The sequence below is a fragment of the uncultured Turicimonas sp. genome (assembly GCF_902477955.1).
Taxonomy (GTDB): domain Bacteria; phylum Pseudomonadota; class Gammaproteobacteria; order Burkholderiales; family Burkholderiaceae_F; genus Turicimonas.
Genome location: NZ_CABSJB010000032.1, coordinates 1 through 15,127, shown reverse-complemented (window position 1 = coordinate 15,127; position 15,127 = coordinate 1). Strand labels below are relative to the sequence as shown.

The window sequence follows — 15,127 nt, the reverse complement described above, 5'->3', positions numbered from 1 at the left end:
TGCATTTTTAGGAATATTAATCATGAGACTTGTTTCAAAGATTCTTATGAAAATAAGAATCGAAATGTTTGAATGCAAAGGCGGCATAGTGTCTGTACTGCTTTTGTTTACTGCTTTGTTGTTGGGACCTCATCTCCGTTTCGATGAAATTGGTGCTTATCAGGAAACATTAAACCGTTTCCGAACCGCCAATCTCGGTCGTTCGGGCATGAAGATATTTGTGAATCTTGCCTCAAGACATCTACGTCAATCAGCCGGTGAATTCGGCTGGCTAGTGTATATGTGAGGAAGAAGAACTTAACTGACAACTGCATACAAAGGCGGCTAAACCGCTTTTAATTTTTAACCCTTGCGGGGATTTTCCCCGTGAGGGGAGAGTCTCCCCTTTTTTAAGGAGATTCAAAATTATCCATAATTGTCACTTTGAGTTTGACTTTGACAGGACTGTAAAGAGGATGTCGGATATGACAGAAAAAGCTGCCGTTGCGACTTTCCTTATTGCAGCCTTTCAGTCTGAAGGGCAAACAGCATTTTTGGCGGGTTTGTCCGCAGTTATGTTTGCATTGGTATCATTGGTACTAACTAACTTAAGGGTGATTAAATGACGGCCGTATTTTGGTGTTTTGATGCACTATTTCTGGCATTGGCTCTTGGATTCACTCTGTGGTGCTTTACCAAGTCCAAAAAATAGAGATTCATTGTTGTATTAACCGATGCTTTTCGTCATTCCTAGCATTTGAAGAGAAGGAAAGTATCGGAAGTTTCAACTTAGCTAGAGGGGAAACCTTCAAGCTTTTTCTTTTTACCCTTGCGGGGACAATCCCCGCGAGGGGGAAGTCTCCGCATTTTTTTCGGAGATTTATATGAGTAATGCAATTTCTGTTGAGTTGGCCGAATTTCTGGTTTCTGCTGCAGAGGAAAGTTCGGGTGACATCGGCATTGACGCTTCTTATTCCGGCAGATGTATGTACGGTCAGACCTGTTTGGGACTTACTTTCGAGTCTGTCCAAAGTGCGTTCGGCCTGTTTGAATCACTCAGATATTTCGGGTCTGCCAACTTCGTGAATCTAACCCACGAATTGGCGGATTTTCTGGCCGGCTGTCGAAAAGACGGCTACGGATACGGAGTGATTCTGTACAACACTTCAAAATCTTGGCCGGCTGAGGTTCTATTGCCTGAAGACTAGAAACTGTTTTTTATTTTTTAACCCTTGTGGGGATTTTTCCCGCAGGGGAGAAGTCTCCGCATTTTTATGAGGAGACTCAAATGCTAACGTTTTTCAATCGGTCACACTCTGAATCCGTTACTGTCGATTATTGCGACTTTCCCGATGAAGCTTTAAAAGAATCTGTTGAATATTTAAGTTCAAGCGGATTTAAGTTTTATTGCTTGCATCCGGATGTTGCAAATTGGATGGGGGTGGATGTGTCATCCGTCGAAAAGATTCGCAATCGAATCAGACACGCTCGTAAGAACGGTTTGTTTTTGTTCGAAATCAACAGCGGAAGCCATTCAGGTTATTGGTTTCGGTTTCAATCTTTTTCCGGGTTCACTTTTATGGACAAATGGGATTCTTTTAAAGGAAACATTGCATTTGTTTCCCAAAAGGATGCCGCAGCTTTTCTTTGGAAACCGGGAGAGGCTGTAACGGAAGAAGAGGTTCTGAAGAGGCTCAAGATGGAGGCAGACATCATTGAGAAGGCCATCAACGGAGACTTATTTGAAGTCTGCGGGCCTGAATCCGATGATTTTTGCCGCCACGGATGGTTCTTGGATGAAGAAGAGGCCGTAAAGTTTGCATTGGAAGAATACCCAGACTTTAAGTACAAAGACGAGGACTTCCGAACAATCTACGAACTTAAAACAGCCTAACCGATTTTTAAACCCTAACGGGGATACTTTCCCTGTAAGGGTAGAGCATCCCCTTTTTCTTTGGAGATGCTTTTATGAAAAATTCTATTAGAAAGATGTTTTCAGCAAAACAGTGGAGAGCGATACATTCCAATTCCGATTGGGAGGTTGTTTTTTCTCTGGAAAACTCTTCTGTCACGGCAACGTTTGTTCCCCTTTTTTCGTTAACCAGAGATTATTCCCTGGAAATCGAAGATGTTCGCGGCTTTGAGGACCTTTGCAAAAAGGTTCAGGAAAGTTACGAGGGTTTCGATCCGGACTACGAGACTTTTCTCTGGATTGGCCCGAACGGACATGGAAGTAACGGTGCCCCATATCGAATCAGAGACATTTTGGATGAACAAGAGTTAATAGAGTCCAAGTTATCGGATCTATCACGTTCACTCCTTTGTGCCTAGAGACGTGCGGACTCAATCTTTACAAGATTTTCTTGTGATTGAAACCGCGTGGAACGGCTGATTTTTTCGGCCATATTTTCAACCTGCAAGGGTTAAACCCTTGCGGGTTCCCTTGCTTCTTTTTTGGAGGATAACTTATGAGTTATCAGATTCATGTTGTAAAAGAAGCGGCTAAGGGACATTGGCGCGAGATCTTCGGCGCCTTGGCACCTCAGCTAAATGAAGCTGTGGACAGGGCACCAAACCATGTTAGTTGTCCCGTACACGGCGGAACAGACGGATTTCGGCTTTTTCCACACTGGGAGGAAACCGGGGCTGGTATTTGCAATACCTGCGGAGCTTATAACGACGGTTTTGCACTGTTGCAATGGGTTACGGGCTGGTCATTCAATGAGACGGTAAATAAAGTGGGCGCTTTTTTGCGCCTTGATTATTCATCAGCTCAAATAATTTCAACGGAAACTGAAGGTTCCAAGTTTTCCGGGGAAATTCGATTTATCGGAATGACGAAGCTTCGAAACGGAAGGGATTGTTTTCTGATTCGCTTTACCGACGGCTCTGTCCATTGGGGTGCGGATCTGAAACGTGCCTGTGAACTGGCCGGTTTAAAAGTCGGAGACTCCGCCGAATTAACGCTTGTTGCAAAACAAAAGGCGATTAATTCCAAAGGCAAAGAGTTTACAAAAACTCTTTGGTCTGCTCGACGCCTTCCCAGCCCCGAAGAAATTCGGGCTGAAGAAGAGAAGAAAGCGGCAGTCTTGGAAAAAAGGCGTCTTCAAATGAGGGCGCTTTGGAAAAGCTCGGAACCGCTGTCTTTGAGCGGAAATAATCCGGCAGCTCTTTATCTTCGTAACAGAGGAATTAGAGAAGCTGAATTTAATCCGATCAATTTGTCTGATCTTCGGTACGTAGCCCAGATGAGTTACGTCGATGAGGATGGAAAGGTCACCAGTTTCCCGGGCTTTATAGCTCTTGTAAGGGATAAGAACGGTGCGGCAATTACGCTGCATCGAACTTTTCTCACGCAAGAAGGAAAAAAAGCTTCTGTTTCCTGCCCGAAAAAACTGATGCCAATTCCCTTTGACCGAAGCGTCAACGGTTGCGCCATACGTCTTGGAAACGCGCCCTCTGATGTTCTTTGCGTTGCAGAGGGTATCGAAACTGCGCTGTCAGTTGTAACTGCTACCGGCTTTCCCTGCTGGTCGGCAATTAGTGCCCACGGACTGGAAACGATTGAGATCCCCTCAACCGTTAAAACCGTCTGCATATTTGCCGATAAGGATAAGTCCTTTACAGGACAGGAAGCCGCAAACAAACTCAAGCAAAGATTGAAAGCCTCGGGAATCCGGGCTTTCGTGTTTTTGCCTGACGAAAACCTAAAAGAAGACCAACGGGGAGTTGACTGGAACGATCATCTTTTGATGTTCGGACCTGATTCATTTCCGATCTGATCTTTGATTTTTAACCCTGCGGGGCTTTGTCCCGCAGGGGCAAAGTCTCGCTTTTTTATGGAGTTCACCATGGACTACAAAGAAGTGAGAAAGTACGTTGAATTACAGCGAAAGCAACTTGAAGAATTTGCCGCTTTACCGGTGGATTTGGCAGTTGAAGCACTGCATGATCAAAGTCATGAAATGCGTGAGTTGTTTTTTATCGGGATTGACAATCCGCCGGATATTCCGATGGTTGACGACCCCGTTCTAAAGGCTCTGGCAAATCTGATAAACGACAATCTTACCGTTTTGAATGCTTTTCGCAGAGCCAAGACAAATGCTAAGGCGGGTGTATGAGAATACGTTCCGTCCGGCATAAGGGATTAAAGAAGTTCATCCAAACGGGTGACACTTCCGGAATCCGGAGCGCGGACGCGGAAAAACTTGTTCATATTTTGATCGAGTTGATCTGCGTTCCGTTGCCTCTTCTCAAAAGATCTCGTCAGATTCATGAGATTTTAGAAAAGAGGAAACATAAATTGAGCAACAGGAAGTACGCCATTAGCGTGAGTGCTTCCTGGCGCTTGGTTTTTATCCAAGACGGTGAAACGGGAGACATAATCGACCTCGATTATGTCCAGTATCACTGATTACCAACCCCTTGGGGCATTGACCCCAAGGGGAAGGTGCCCCTTTTTAACAGGAGCACCTGAAATGGTATTTTTGGTGTTGTTGAGCTACAGCCTCCCGAACGGGACTGTTCAAACCAGTGATTCTGGTTTTATAGTTCGAGAAAAAAACATTCCGACGGCAGCGCTTACAGATCTCCGCACGCATCGAAATCAAGTTTTTGACTTCATGCGACAAAAAGGAGATTTCTTTGATGGAAACAGTTGTTATTTGACGACTGAATTTAATATCAAGAAGGTCGAGCACTTTCTTGATAAACAGAAAAAGAAATTCATAGATCTGTTATTCGAGGCATCAAGTTTTTTGTCACTGACGGAAGAGCAAAACCTTGCTGAGCATCTCGTCAAACACTGCAAATTCAGAAGATGGACGACCACTTTTAGCAGTAGGGATGCTCTAAGCGTGATAAAAGATCTTAACGCGATAAGAGCCTCGGAAGTTTTGGAATATCTAAGTGAAGGGCGGTTTAACCTTGTTTACCCAAAGGTTCGTACTATTTGTACGAGCCTCGGACGTTGGAGTTATGAGTACCCCGAACTTACGACTTTACGGAATGAGGTAACGCCTTTGGCTTCCGTTGTTCAATCAACGGATGATTGGGATGCGCAACAAATTTCGTTGCGTGATTTTGTCATCGATACCATGACTCGCTTGAGTATGTGGAGCGATGATAAGGAGAGGTTGGAAATGGTTTCTTCGGCAAGTTACAAGCCGGAAGGCTATCTCCTCTAATTCCTGTAGTGAAAAAGAAAAGGCTGTTTCAAAACTCGATTATTCCGAGTTTTGTTTCAGCCTTTTTCTTTTATTATTTTTGCTATTTGATGAACCGTATTAACAAAGTCAAATAATTGAGCATCATCAAATGCGGCAAATACCTCTTTTGATTTGTCTGAAATAATATACATATCATCCGGAGTCTTTTCGATCCAGCCCAGATCAAGAAGCTTCGCAATTTTTCTGCGAACAGTTTCACGCGGAATTCCCGTAACCTTCTCTATTGAGAGAGCATTGCAAGGGAGATATTGTCGTTGGGGTGCGTTAGGCCGGTTGTAGTCATTTCTTTCAGGACGAATCAGATCCGTATTTCGAGTAGCTATTTCACCCAATACCAAACAGAGTACCATATCTCCTTCATATATCTCAGCATGACAACGGAAAGAAATTCCCGATTTAAATGAAAAGCCTCGGGAGAAATCCCTTCAGGGACACGAGAAACACGCGGAAATTCTGTTGGAAAGAATGCCCGATCACGGGGAGTTTTCTTTGTTTTGAGCATTGAGGAACCTCGGTAATATAACCAATTTGCCAAGGGGTGAGGCGATCTAAAGTCTCAGGGAACTTTGTTCCTCACTGTCCGGTTGCGGGGAGGTTTTAGCGAATAAATCAGCGAAGGAGGAAGCTTTTATCTTCATAGTCTTACCTTTCATTAGTGTGCCAATAATATCACATTACCCACCTTTTGTGCAGAGATTCCTTAAGTTTGTGAAGGCGAGGAAAAGTCACAGGATTGAAAGTCATCTTGCAAGAAAGTAAAATGAAAAAGGCTGTCGGTATATGGACAGGGCAATCATTCTCAAGGAGTAAATATGAAAAAGAAACTAGTTTTCTTGACTCTAAGTACCCTGGTAATTTCTTTCATAGATGCTACACAGGGGGGGGGCGATAGCGGGAGATAATACTTCATACGGAGATAGTTCAGTAGCTAACGCCATGTATTCATCTTCGTTTGGCTACAACGCAAAAGCCGAAAGCACGTATTCAACTGCTTTAGGTACGGAAACTCATTCTACGGGGTACGGTTCTACCTCGGTTGGCAATACCTCCTGGACAACGGGAGATTACTCAGTAGCAATTGGTTCTTACCTCAATTCCGATAATAATGGTATCAACGGTATTCCAAACGGAAACCAAAGTGTAGCAGTTGGATTTCGCTCTCAATCTGCCGGTCAATCCAGCGTCGTACTTGGCGGCTATTCTTCAGCTTCCGGCAATTACAGTGCTGTACTTGGATACGGCTCTGCTGCATCAGGCGAAGGAGCTATTGCACAGGGCTGGTCTGCAACAGCTAGCGGCTTCCGATCAATTGCACACGGTGTTGGTGCCGAGGCGTCAGGAGACCATGCAGTAGCGATCAGCTCATTCGCAACCGCAGCAGGTAATAGAAGTTTAGCTATCGGTGCAAGTTCAGCAGCAAATGCAGACAACAGTATCGCTTTGGGTTCTCATTCTGAAACTTCTCGCGGAGCAGGCTCTCAAGGCTATGTGCCTGAAGGAACATCTATCACAGAAGAGCAAAAACAGAGTTCTACTTGGAAATCTACCTACGGGGAAGTCTCTGTCGGCAACGGCGACGGAACACGGCAAATTACTAATGTTGCAGCGGGTACCGAAGACACGGACGCAGTTAATATCGCACAGCTCAAACTTGTCAATGAAAAAATTCAGAATTCTGTCAGTGCAGATATGTCTCAATTGAATCAAAATATGGCTCAACAATTTGATTCAATGAACAAAAAAGTAGACTCAATGAACAGATCTCTACTTAGTAAAATCGACACTGTAGAAAAAGAAGCACAGGCCGGTATTGCTATGGCAATTGCCACGGCTGGTTTGCCTCAAGCATACTTACCCGGAAAAAGCATGATGGCTATGTCAGGTGGTGTTTATCGAGGCCAGAGCGGTTATGCTCTTGGTGTTTCTCATATTACAGATAACGGCAAATGGGTAATGAAAGCCACAGGCAGTGCCAACTCCCAGGGCCATTTCGGTGGTTCTGTTGGCGTGGGATATCAGTGGTAACACTCTAGTATTTTGTAACAACTATCAAACTCGGGAAAAACAAAAAGGTCCGGCGAAGCTAACTGCCGGACTTTCACGTCAGACTTACCTCCAAAGGAGGGTAAGAAAACTCTTCCCTTATCACAACGCACACCTGGTGCCCCTCTCCCCAGGAAAATCTTTTTCCGGTACCTTAACTTCAATAGAGCCATTCTTGTCGGATGATCTTGATTAATTGGTCAGTACTGTTTAAGCCGAGTTTTTGGTAGATCCTCCATCGGTACCCTTGGATGGTACGATCACTAAGTACCGCTTCAGCTTTTAAGGCTGCGTAAGAGAGGGACTGCTGAATTCAATCGGCAGCCTCTTTCGGTGTGTACCGATGTTCTCGTCAAAACTTAACACACTGCCATTTCAACGAATTTTCTTTTTTCCTGAGAGAAAACCAGAGCAACTCGAATCAGTTCTCCTGTTTCAACCTGCTTCCCATATTCGTTTTGGCATACCTGCTCTACAGCTTCCTGCAACAGTGACTTAGAGGATTGTCCTTTTCTGCACACTTTAAACTCCATTACCCAATAGCGGTTCCCGGCTCTTACCTCCAGGTCACTTCTGCCCATGTGGTTATGTTGTTCAACTATCGGAGTTAACCCTGCTCCCGAGAAAAATACCTGAATGAACGCTCTCACGGAGGATTCATCCTTAACCGGGTAATGCTGATAGTCAATTGAACTGAAAAGACGATTCAAAATGTGTAACGCAGATTCTGCATTTTCTGCGGCAAGGCGATAAGCGATATTGTCAGCCCCTACCTGCTCAACGGTGCGTCCTGCCAATAAACACTCTGTGTAAAGGTGTGCCATTGAAGATCTGACTTCCTCATTGGGATACCCCAAGTAGGCGGTTGTGCCGACAACTTTCTTCAATGTCAAATATCCTGCTTGTGTCAAAAGCCCAAGATCCGATAGAGTTTTAGCGTCTGCTGAACTGCTCAGTGTACTAAGAGCGATGCTCTGCTGTTTGTTGTATTCCTCCGGGTTTCTGAGAGCGTGAGATTTTAGGTATTGCAGCAGAGCTGAAGGTCTGCCTCCGCTTTCAAACCAGTAATTTTGAAAGCCTTTTCTTGGTCGGCTCAATAAATTCAGTACCGACCAAGGGGCATAAACATGGCTTGAGGTTTCTTCATCAAAACAGAAACCGTCGTAGTTTTTTCTCAATTCTGTGAGCAACTCGTCATATGAGAGTCCTAATACTTCTTGCGCCCTTTCTAAATAGCTTCCGAAATATTGTTGTATCTCTTCTTCGGTGTATCCCAGTAACGTTCCAAAGTCAGCATCCAGCGAAATATCCGTCAAAGTATTCAGCTCAGAAAAAATGCTGGTCTTGTTGAACTTGGTGATGCCGGTCATGAAGAAAAAACGGATCACTCCATCGTTGGATTTAACCGCAGCATACAAAGTTGCCAACAAACGCCTAACTTCTTCAAATAAGTTCGGATTACTTAAACAAGTTGTCAGGGGAGCGTCGTATTCGTCAATCAGTAAAACAACTGAATTTTTCTGTTGGACTGCCAACCAATTTGTAAAAGCCCGAAGACCTTCTGTTGTCTGTATAGGACTGACAAAACAGTTCCTTTGCATGAAATCCATTAAATATCGGTCAAGAACTATTCGGAACTGCTCCAATGTAGAAAAATCCTTTAAGTTGGAAAAATCCAATCTAACGACTTGGTAAGTTCCTTTATCCTTCCAGAGTTTTCCGATAACCAATCCTTCGAAATCCCTGAGACCGTACTTGAAGAGAGATTCAAACGTAGAAATCAAAAGGGATTTTCCAAAACGCCTTGGACGGGATAGAAAAAACTTCTGACGATTTGAGGCAATTTCATAAACCAACGCCGTTTTGTCAACGTATATCTGTCCGCTGCTGCGCAAAGCCGAAAAATCAGATGTACCCAGAGGAAGCGGTTGAAGTTCTCTCATAAAAAATCTCCTTCGACTCAATTGTAATCAATCAGGTTTAACCACTCCCTGGTTTTGTTGCAACAGCACGAATCGAATGTTTCTCCACGAGTTTAACTGTAAATTCTCAAATTTTCTGCTCAATTGCCGGAGTCTTCTGTCCGGGAGGGTGAGGCGAAGTCACTTTTTTTGTACCGTCAGAAAAAGAGTTGCTTTTAAGATAATTACAACAAGAGACGCCTTTCTCGCTCATTACATTAAAGAGGCAGGACTTGAACGTCCGATGCTTAATTCATCCTCTATCACTACAGGAGAAAAATATGCCTGAAGAAAAAGGCGCTCGTACGAGTAACGGCCAACGACGGACAGCAAACCGGAACCGCGCACAAGGTATTACCGTACCTATGGGGTCGGTAATTCTCGAAAAATTTACGCTTCAAACTCGAACCGGTGTCCGAATTTGGAATGTTTGTTCACATCTGTCTTCAGATTTGCGCTTGCTCCAAGACAGGCTGGCAGGAAATATGTCTGCTAAAGAATTTCAATCGGTTGAAGATGTTGTCAATAAAGATTTGAGTGACCTCAAGAATCGAGCTCAAGAACAGCTCGCAACCATCAACGACCAGATTAAAAATTTAGAGTTGCCGAAGGTGGAGTTCGCAAAGCAGGATGTCGAAGTGAATCGTACCTGTCCGTCTTTTAAGACTCTTATCGAGGCTGTACTGCTGGTCGATAGGATTTGCATGAAGGTAGAAGCTCTTTGGCTCGCCGGATCATTAAGTTCTGTCAAACGCGCTGAAGCTATAGCCAACTGGGAAAAAAGTTTTCGTGCGATGGCGTCGAATATTTCCCGCATTATCGCAAAAACTCGTCGTGAAGTTGGAGAAGAGCGTGATGAACGAATGAAAAAACGAGAGGAACAAGAACGGTTGAAACAAGAACGACGGGCCCAGAGACGTGCCGAAGAAGAGAAATCTGCCGAGGCTGATGAAACATCGGAGGTTTCGGAACAAGCAAAAGAAGTACAGGAAGAGCCGATATCTGAAATATTACAGGAAAAAGAGAAAGAAGCTTTGAGCAATTCACCGCAGGAACCGATTTCTGAAGATAAGTCGGTTGCACAAAAAGGATCGGACTCGGAAGCAAAAGCCGGTGAGCATCCTGAGCCTGTTCTATCCGCTTCTTAAGGTTAATTGATGGCCATCACTCAGACTCCTTTGTCCGTTTGGCAGAACGCCTTTGAATACGACCCCTCTCTCATTGATTCAGAGGCGGTTAAGAAGTTTTTTAATCGGCGGAATCTTGATTTTTGTGTAGGGGATCCGATATTGGATAACTTCAGGTATCGGATGGAAAAGGACGACACTCAACTTCTTTTCGCTGTAAAAGACAATTCCAATCGACTGACAGGGGTGCTGAGTGCAACCATCAATTCAAAGGGTGTGTACACAGGAAAGGCTGCGAACGGCTGGACTTTTCTTCATACGAAGACGGCTAATGGTTTTTCGGGATTCGTAAAGTTCAACTCTTCGTCAAAAGTTGTTTGTCTTTCAGTGAGGCTTGAATCTGCTTTGATAATTGCAAGCGTTTTCAGGTCCGTATCAACCAGAGCGCTTCTTACTTCTGAGAATCTGGGCCGATATTATCCTGAGCAAGGTGTTAAGTGCGTTTTGGTTTTCCCCGAGAACGAAAAAGAAACAGAGATCGCACTGAATTTGAAGGAAAAGTTGGAGTCCGGATCACAGATTTCTTTCCCTACAGTAATTTTGCCTTTGCCTAAAGGTTTTAAAAATTGGCTTTCGGTCTATCTAGGATCGGCCGGTTCCTCAGCTTTTCCCACGATTCAAATACTAAATTGAAGAGCTTCGACATGGAAAACGTAGCGCTACGCCTGGATCTCGGTTTTTTGAGTTTGATGAGTGACTCCCCCGTAAAAATTTTCGGGAATGAAATAGCACGGGAGATTCACGACATGAACTGCGAGTTGGTAGAGACAGCGCTGAGACTGCAAAAGAAAATTGCGGAAGACAGCAAATTCAAACTTACTCGTGCAGACCGAGAAAAACTGTTGAGCACTAATACCGGGAAAGGTATTTACGCCCGATACTGCTTTGCTGAAGGACAAATATCGCAAGCAAAAAGAGTATTCGAAAAACTTGCGGAAGATTCTCAGAACATTCATAAAAAAGGACTTTATTTATATGAATGCTGGGTTGTTGCTTACACTAAGTCTGCAATAGACCGTTTGGCTAAAAATAGCGAAAAAAGTCCGGAAAATCCTGAGAGTCAAAAAACTAGGAGAACTTTGGCTCGAAATTATGCCGAAACCTCACGAATCGGTAGGGAGATGCTGAATTGCTTTCAGTTGGACAAACTGTGTTATCCGCATATCGGAGCACATATTCTTTATTGTTATTTGGAGGGCGGTCACCCTCAAAGACAAGCTTCTTTTATGAAGGTGAATAGGGAGGATTTGTCTAAACCCGACTGGATTATCCGAGCTTTGGAGGCATCGTGTGAATTTAATAAAGAATCCGTCGAGAACAATCCGCGAAGTTTCGATCTGGGAAACTTTAGAACCAGAATAAGGCGAAACAGCAAAGACTCTCTGTACCCTTCATTTGAAATATTTCCTGTTCCGGAAAAACATAGGATTCAGTATCTCGTCCTTGATCTTTTGAACGAATATTATTCCGGTCAATTGAGGGAAAGATCCGCAAACGCGTTTGGAGGCTTTACCGGGGAAGAAGCACTGAGGCTCATTAGGGTTTACGGAAGAATGGTGGGAAAACCGGGTATATCTGAAGAGGAGTGCATGAGCGAAATTCGCGCTATTGGGAATCCGGATGAAGATCGCTATAAATCCTTAAAATTGATTCTCGATTGCTTTAGAGGAGACTAAGTTGTCCGGCTTCCCGCTTGAATTGCTGTTGGTGATTTTTCGAGCGTTAGATGAAAAATTTTCCAACAGTTCCTTCTTGTATTGTCTTCTTCTTTTGAAATTCCAACCGGACGACAAAGGTATTGTTGTCATCAGAGAGCGTGATGTCAGGAACTTGGAAGGCTATCAAGGGAGTTTCTCGTCTTTGAAGCAAGTCCTCCTTTTTTTAGAAAAACCCCTCATTCTTACTCGTGGAGTTCACTTTCAAAGTATTACCGGATTGAATAGAAGTAAACGAGGTCAAGTCTCTTTTAAATTTACTACCCAGTCCTCTGCTCTTTTTAACGAGTGTCGCCAACTACTCTATTTTTGGAAATGGTTTCATCTTTTCGGGGTAAGGAGTGCAAACGCGAAATTTTTTCTATCAAATTTCCTGTACATGGTTGGCGTCAATAACGTAATGGCCCTGTTTGATGCTAGGAATTTTCAAATACTTGAGGCATATTTCGACCGTCCGGAAGTGGAAATTTCCTTCACAAGCGATATTCTGGAAGACTTGTTTTATCAAAACGTTAGAGGCCGCTCATTAAGCACGATCAAGGATGAAATATTCAGACCGATTGAAGAGGAATTTTCTCTTTCTGATATCCCTTTGAGTCCTTGTTCTGTTATTCGTGAGAAAAAGCTCTATTTAAGGTTAAAGTTTGATCCGATCAAAGCAAAGAATTTCAATTAAAAAAATGTATCGAAATTCATTCGAACTGCGATAAAAACAACAATATCAAGAAAAACAAAAAAAAGGTAAGTGAAATTACCGAGACAAAAATTAATCGCATTTTTAACCCAACAGGACATAGTTTTGGTGAAAAATAGGATGTTTGGGTCAAAAAGTTGTAAGTAGGGGGAAATTGATATTTAACCCTATATTTTTACGAATATTTTTTTCTCCGTGGGCATATACTCAGTCTTGCGAAGTTTTGTAAAGAAAGAGTTACGAATTGAATCGTTAGATTCGGTCCTAGGAGAAAAAAAATGAGAAAAACGCTGATTTTGACGTTTATCCTTCTGTCAAACTCATGCTTTGCCTCTAATTTTCTCGCCGGAAGCATTTACGAAAGAATTGCCAATGAAGTAGGACTGGATCCTCTTTTACTTTATTCGGTCTCAATCAGTGAAAGCGGTTTTGCACCCGCCCATAAAAAAGTAAAGCAACCTTGGCCGTGGGCCGTCTGTTCATCTCAAGGATCTTTTTTTGCTGCGTCGAAGAAAGATGCGGAAATTGAAGTTGCCAGATTAAAAAAGATGGGAATTAAATCAGTTGATGTCGGGCTGATGCAGGTTAATTTACTTTGGCACTCTAACAAGATTGACCATAAGGAAATGTTTGACCCGGAAATCAACTTGAGAACGGGTGCAAAAATCTTAAAAAAAGCACTTGATTCAGCATCAGGCGACTTAGTAACAGGCATAGGGAGATACCACAATTGGTCCGATTCAGGCCGTCAGGCGCGATATGCCTTGAAAGTTCTAAAAACATACAAACAACTCTCCCGGCAGAAGTAGGGTAACAAAATGGATCTTCAAAAACTAAGACAAGCTAGGAAAAAGATACGGACACAAGTCGAAAGTCTCAATCACGATTTTTTCGACGTATGTCGGAATGAGAAGATTCGGAAGGACGAGGGGCCCGAAGAATCAATTTGGATTGATCACCGTTTCATTACAGAGGGTGATTATAAGTATTTTTCAGAAGAACTAACGGAACAGGGGTTTAAGGATCTGATTCGCTACGCAGATCCGTATAAAACATGGTTCGTTCCTGCTCCTATTGATCGGCATAGTTTCAATAACGGTGTGCGGGAATTTAGAACTTTCAAACCCAAAGTCACCATAAAACCGAGCCTGGAATACAGGTATTGGTCTGCCGTTTTGGAAAGTATTTCCACCTGCCCAGAGTTTGTCCCTTCAATATTTGGTTTGGAAAATTGGATGGTTCAAGACATTCTCTGTGGCTCTTACAGCATCGAAGAAGTCTGGTATTCGCTCAAATGCTACATGAATTTCTCTACCTATCTGTTCAGGCTTAGGAACGTAAATAATCGAGCGAACGTCGCCGATTGTCTTGATGTTTTGAAGATTTATTTCCGGCTTTGCAGCTCTTACTTTGATCCAAAACACGTTTTCGCAACCTCTCAGGGATAGTTAAATTGGCCAATACAGCAGTTAGAAATACGAGTGTTGAAAGGGTAGATTCTCTTGAGTCTATGGCAGAGGCGCTTCAACTTTTTTCCTTGGGCTATGACAACGAGATCATTAAAAACGCCGTTCCTGATATTTCTGTCAAATTTCTTCGAGATAATTGTCAAACATCAAAATATCGGTTGGCAAGAGAAAAGCCGAAAGGGTTGTTTTCCCACGAAACCGTCTATCGCGATAAAAGACGTTTTATTTTTGCGACAGTTCTTAAATACTTTGAGTCGTCAGAAATGGTCACGGGACTTCTTGATAAATTGCCCGAAAAAATGAATAACCGACCGGTGTTCAAATTAAAAATTGACCTTAGCAATAGCCCGAACGCCGACGAGAAGACTCTGGGAACAACAATTCAAATAGATCTTTTATCTCTTGCTTTCGCCCGCCAAATGGTCTTGGACGGCTTCGTCGAGTCAGAGAAATTCAAGGACTCGATCCCGAATTTAAGGGAGATTTTTTACACCCTATTGGGAGTTTTAAAGGGAGATATCTTTATTGAAGAATGTCAGTGCGGGAAAGAAATTCTTGTGCAGAACGCCTATACCAGAGGAAAAGACGGTAATTTCATCCGTAATTTTTATGTTTGCCCTTGGTGTGATAACAAGCGGGATAACCGGATTGTTTCGGATTACAGAGAAAAACTTGAACGATGTTTAACTTTTCACGAAAATTGGGTGGGAGAAAGGGCTTATGAATGAGATTAAAGATGCTCTGGCGCAAACAAGTTTTAGTTTGAAGCAACTAGAAGAGTCCTTAAGAGAGTTAAGGAACCTCTGCACAAAAGGTGGGTGATATGCTATAATTAGCACACTACCGAAAAG

The 15,127-nt window shown here is 43.2% G+C and carries 19 protein-coding genes; 17 read left to right on the top strand and 2 right to left on the bottom strand.

Annotation, left to right across the window (positions count from 1 at the left end):
* Nucleotides 1–22 precede the first annotated feature (22 nt).
* The 9 genes from RDK53_RS09405 to RDK53_RS09365 all read left to right on the top strand — a co-directional run bounded on the left by RDK53_RS09405 (nt 23) and on the right by RDK53_RS09365 (nt 5,165).
* Nucleotides 23–286, top strand: coding sequence for a hypothetical protein (locus tag RDK53_RS09405; protein WP_279173295.1), 264 nt, complete (start codon nt 23–25; stop codon nt 284–286).
* 178 nt (nt 287–464) lie between these two features.
* On the top strand, nt 465–605 hold the full coding sequence (locus RDK53_RS09400; RefSeq protein ID WP_279173294.1) for a hypothetical protein: 141 nt from the start codon (nt 465–467) through the stop codon (nt 603–605).
* Nucleotides 606–863: 258 nt separating this feature from the next.
* The gene (locus RDK53_RS09395; protein WP_279173293.1) at nt 864–1,187 is read left to right on the top strand and encodes a hypothetical protein; all 324 of its coding nucleotides are present in this window, start codon (nt 864–866) and stop codon (nt 1,185–1,187) included.
* An 80-nt stretch (nt 1,188–1,267) separates the two neighbouring features.
* The gene (locus tag RDK53_RS09390) at nt 1,268–1,873 is read left to right on the top strand and encodes a hypothetical protein (protein WP_279173292.1); all 606 of its coding nucleotides are present in this window, start codon (nt 1,268–1,270) and stop codon (nt 1,871–1,873) included.
* A gap of 74 nt (nt 1,874–1,947) precedes the next feature.
* A complete protein-coding gene (locus tag RDK53_RS09385; RefSeq protein WP_279173291.1) occupies nt 1,948–2,310 on the top strand; it encodes a hypothetical protein in 363 nt (120 codons plus the stop codon).
* Nucleotides 2,311–2,447: 137 nt separating this feature from the next.
* Nucleotides 2,448–3,761, top strand: coding sequence for a toprim domain-containing protein (locus tag RDK53_RS09380; RefSeq protein ID WP_279173290.1), 1,314 nt, complete (start codon nt 2,448–2,450; stop codon nt 3,759–3,761).
* 69 nt (nt 3,762–3,830) lie between these two features.
* Entirely contained in the window at nt 3,831–4,100 is a 270-nt protein-coding gene (locus RDK53_RS09375; protein WP_279173289.1) for a hypothetical protein, read from the top strand.
* On the top strand, nt 4,097–4,393 hold the full coding sequence (locus RDK53_RS09370) for a type II toxin-antitoxin system RelE/ParE family toxin (RefSeq protein WP_308514321.1): 297 nt from the start codon (nt 4,097–4,099) through the stop codon (nt 4,391–4,393). Before RDK53_RS09375 ends, RDK53_RS09370 begins: the two co-directional genes overlap by 4 nt.
* Nucleotides 4,377–5,165, top strand: coding sequence for a hypothetical protein (locus tag RDK53_RS09365; protein WP_308514320.1), 789 nt, complete (start codon nt 4,377–4,379; stop codon nt 5,163–5,165). The genes RDK53_RS09370 and RDK53_RS09365 overlap by 17 nt, the downstream gene beginning before the upstream one ends.
* A gap of 56 nt (nt 5,166–5,221) precedes the next feature.
* On the opposite strand, the gene RDK53_RS09360 is transcribed toward RDK53_RS09365, so the two are convergent.
* Entirely contained in the window at nt 5,222–5,557 is a 336-nt protein-coding gene (locus RDK53_RS09360) for a helix-turn-helix domain-containing protein (protein WP_308514319.1), read from the bottom strand.
* Nucleotides 5,558–6,074: 517 nt separating this feature from the next.
* Between RDK53_RS09360 and RDK53_RS09355 the strand changes: the two genes are divergently transcribed.
* Nucleotides 6,075–7,232: a YadA-like family protein gene (locus RDK53_RS09355; protein WP_308514318.1), complete on the top strand. Its 1,158-nt coding sequence runs from the start codon at nt 6,075–6,077 to the stop codon at nt 7,230–7,232.
* Nucleotides 7,233–7,609: 377 nt separating this feature from the next.
* On the opposite strand, the gene RDK53_RS09350 is transcribed toward RDK53_RS09355, so the two are convergent.
* Nucleotides 7,610–9,193 carry an AAA family ATPase gene (locus tag RDK53_RS09350; protein ID WP_308514317.1) on the bottom strand — a complete coding sequence of 528 codons (1,584 nt, stop codon included), beginning with the start codon at nt 9,191–9,193 and terminating at the stop codon, nt 7,610–7,612.
* Between the two features lie 299 nt (nt 9,194–9,492).
* Between RDK53_RS09350 and RDK53_RS09345 the strand changes: the two genes are divergently transcribed.
* From RDK53_RS09345 to RDK53_RS09315, 7 genes are all read left to right on the top strand, one after another.
* Nucleotides 9,493–10,359, top strand: coding sequence for a hypothetical protein (locus RDK53_RS09345; protein WP_279173283.1), 867 nt, complete (start codon nt 9,493–9,495; stop codon nt 10,357–10,359).
* 9 nt (nt 10,360–10,368) lie between these two features.
* Nucleotides 10,369–11,031, top strand: coding sequence for a hypothetical protein (locus tag RDK53_RS09340; protein WP_308514316.1), 663 nt, complete (start codon nt 10,369–10,371; stop codon nt 11,029–11,031).
* A gap of 11 nt (nt 11,032–11,042) precedes the next feature.
* Nucleotides 11,043–12,074 (top strand): hypothetical protein, encoded by a 1,032-nt coding sequence (locus RDK53_RS09335; protein WP_308514315.1) that lies wholly within the window; start codon nt 11,043–11,045, stop codon nt 12,072–12,074.
* 154 nt (nt 12,075–12,228) lie between these two features.
* On the top strand, nt 12,229–12,789 hold the full coding sequence (locus RDK53_RS09330; protein ID WP_308514314.1) for a hypothetical protein: 561 nt from the start codon (nt 12,229–12,231) through the stop codon (nt 12,787–12,789).
* 296 nt (nt 12,790–13,085) lie between these two features.
* Nucleotides 13,086–13,616 carry a lytic transglycosylase domain-containing protein gene (locus RDK53_RS09325; protein ID WP_279173279.1) on the top strand — a complete coding sequence of 177 codons (531 nt, stop codon included), beginning with the start codon at nt 13,086–13,088 and terminating at the stop codon, nt 13,614–13,616.
* 9 nt (nt 13,617–13,625) lie between these two features.
* Nucleotides 13,626–14,255, top strand: coding sequence for a hypothetical protein (locus RDK53_RS09320; protein ID WP_308514313.1), 630 nt, complete (start codon nt 13,626–13,628; stop codon nt 14,253–14,255).
* Between the two features lie 5 nt (nt 14,256–14,260).
* A complete protein-coding gene (locus tag RDK53_RS09315) occupies nt 14,261–15,004 on the top strand; it encodes a hypothetical protein (protein WP_308514312.1) in 744 nt (247 codons plus the stop codon).
* The last annotated feature ends 123 nt before the right edge of the window (nt 15,005–15,127 follow it).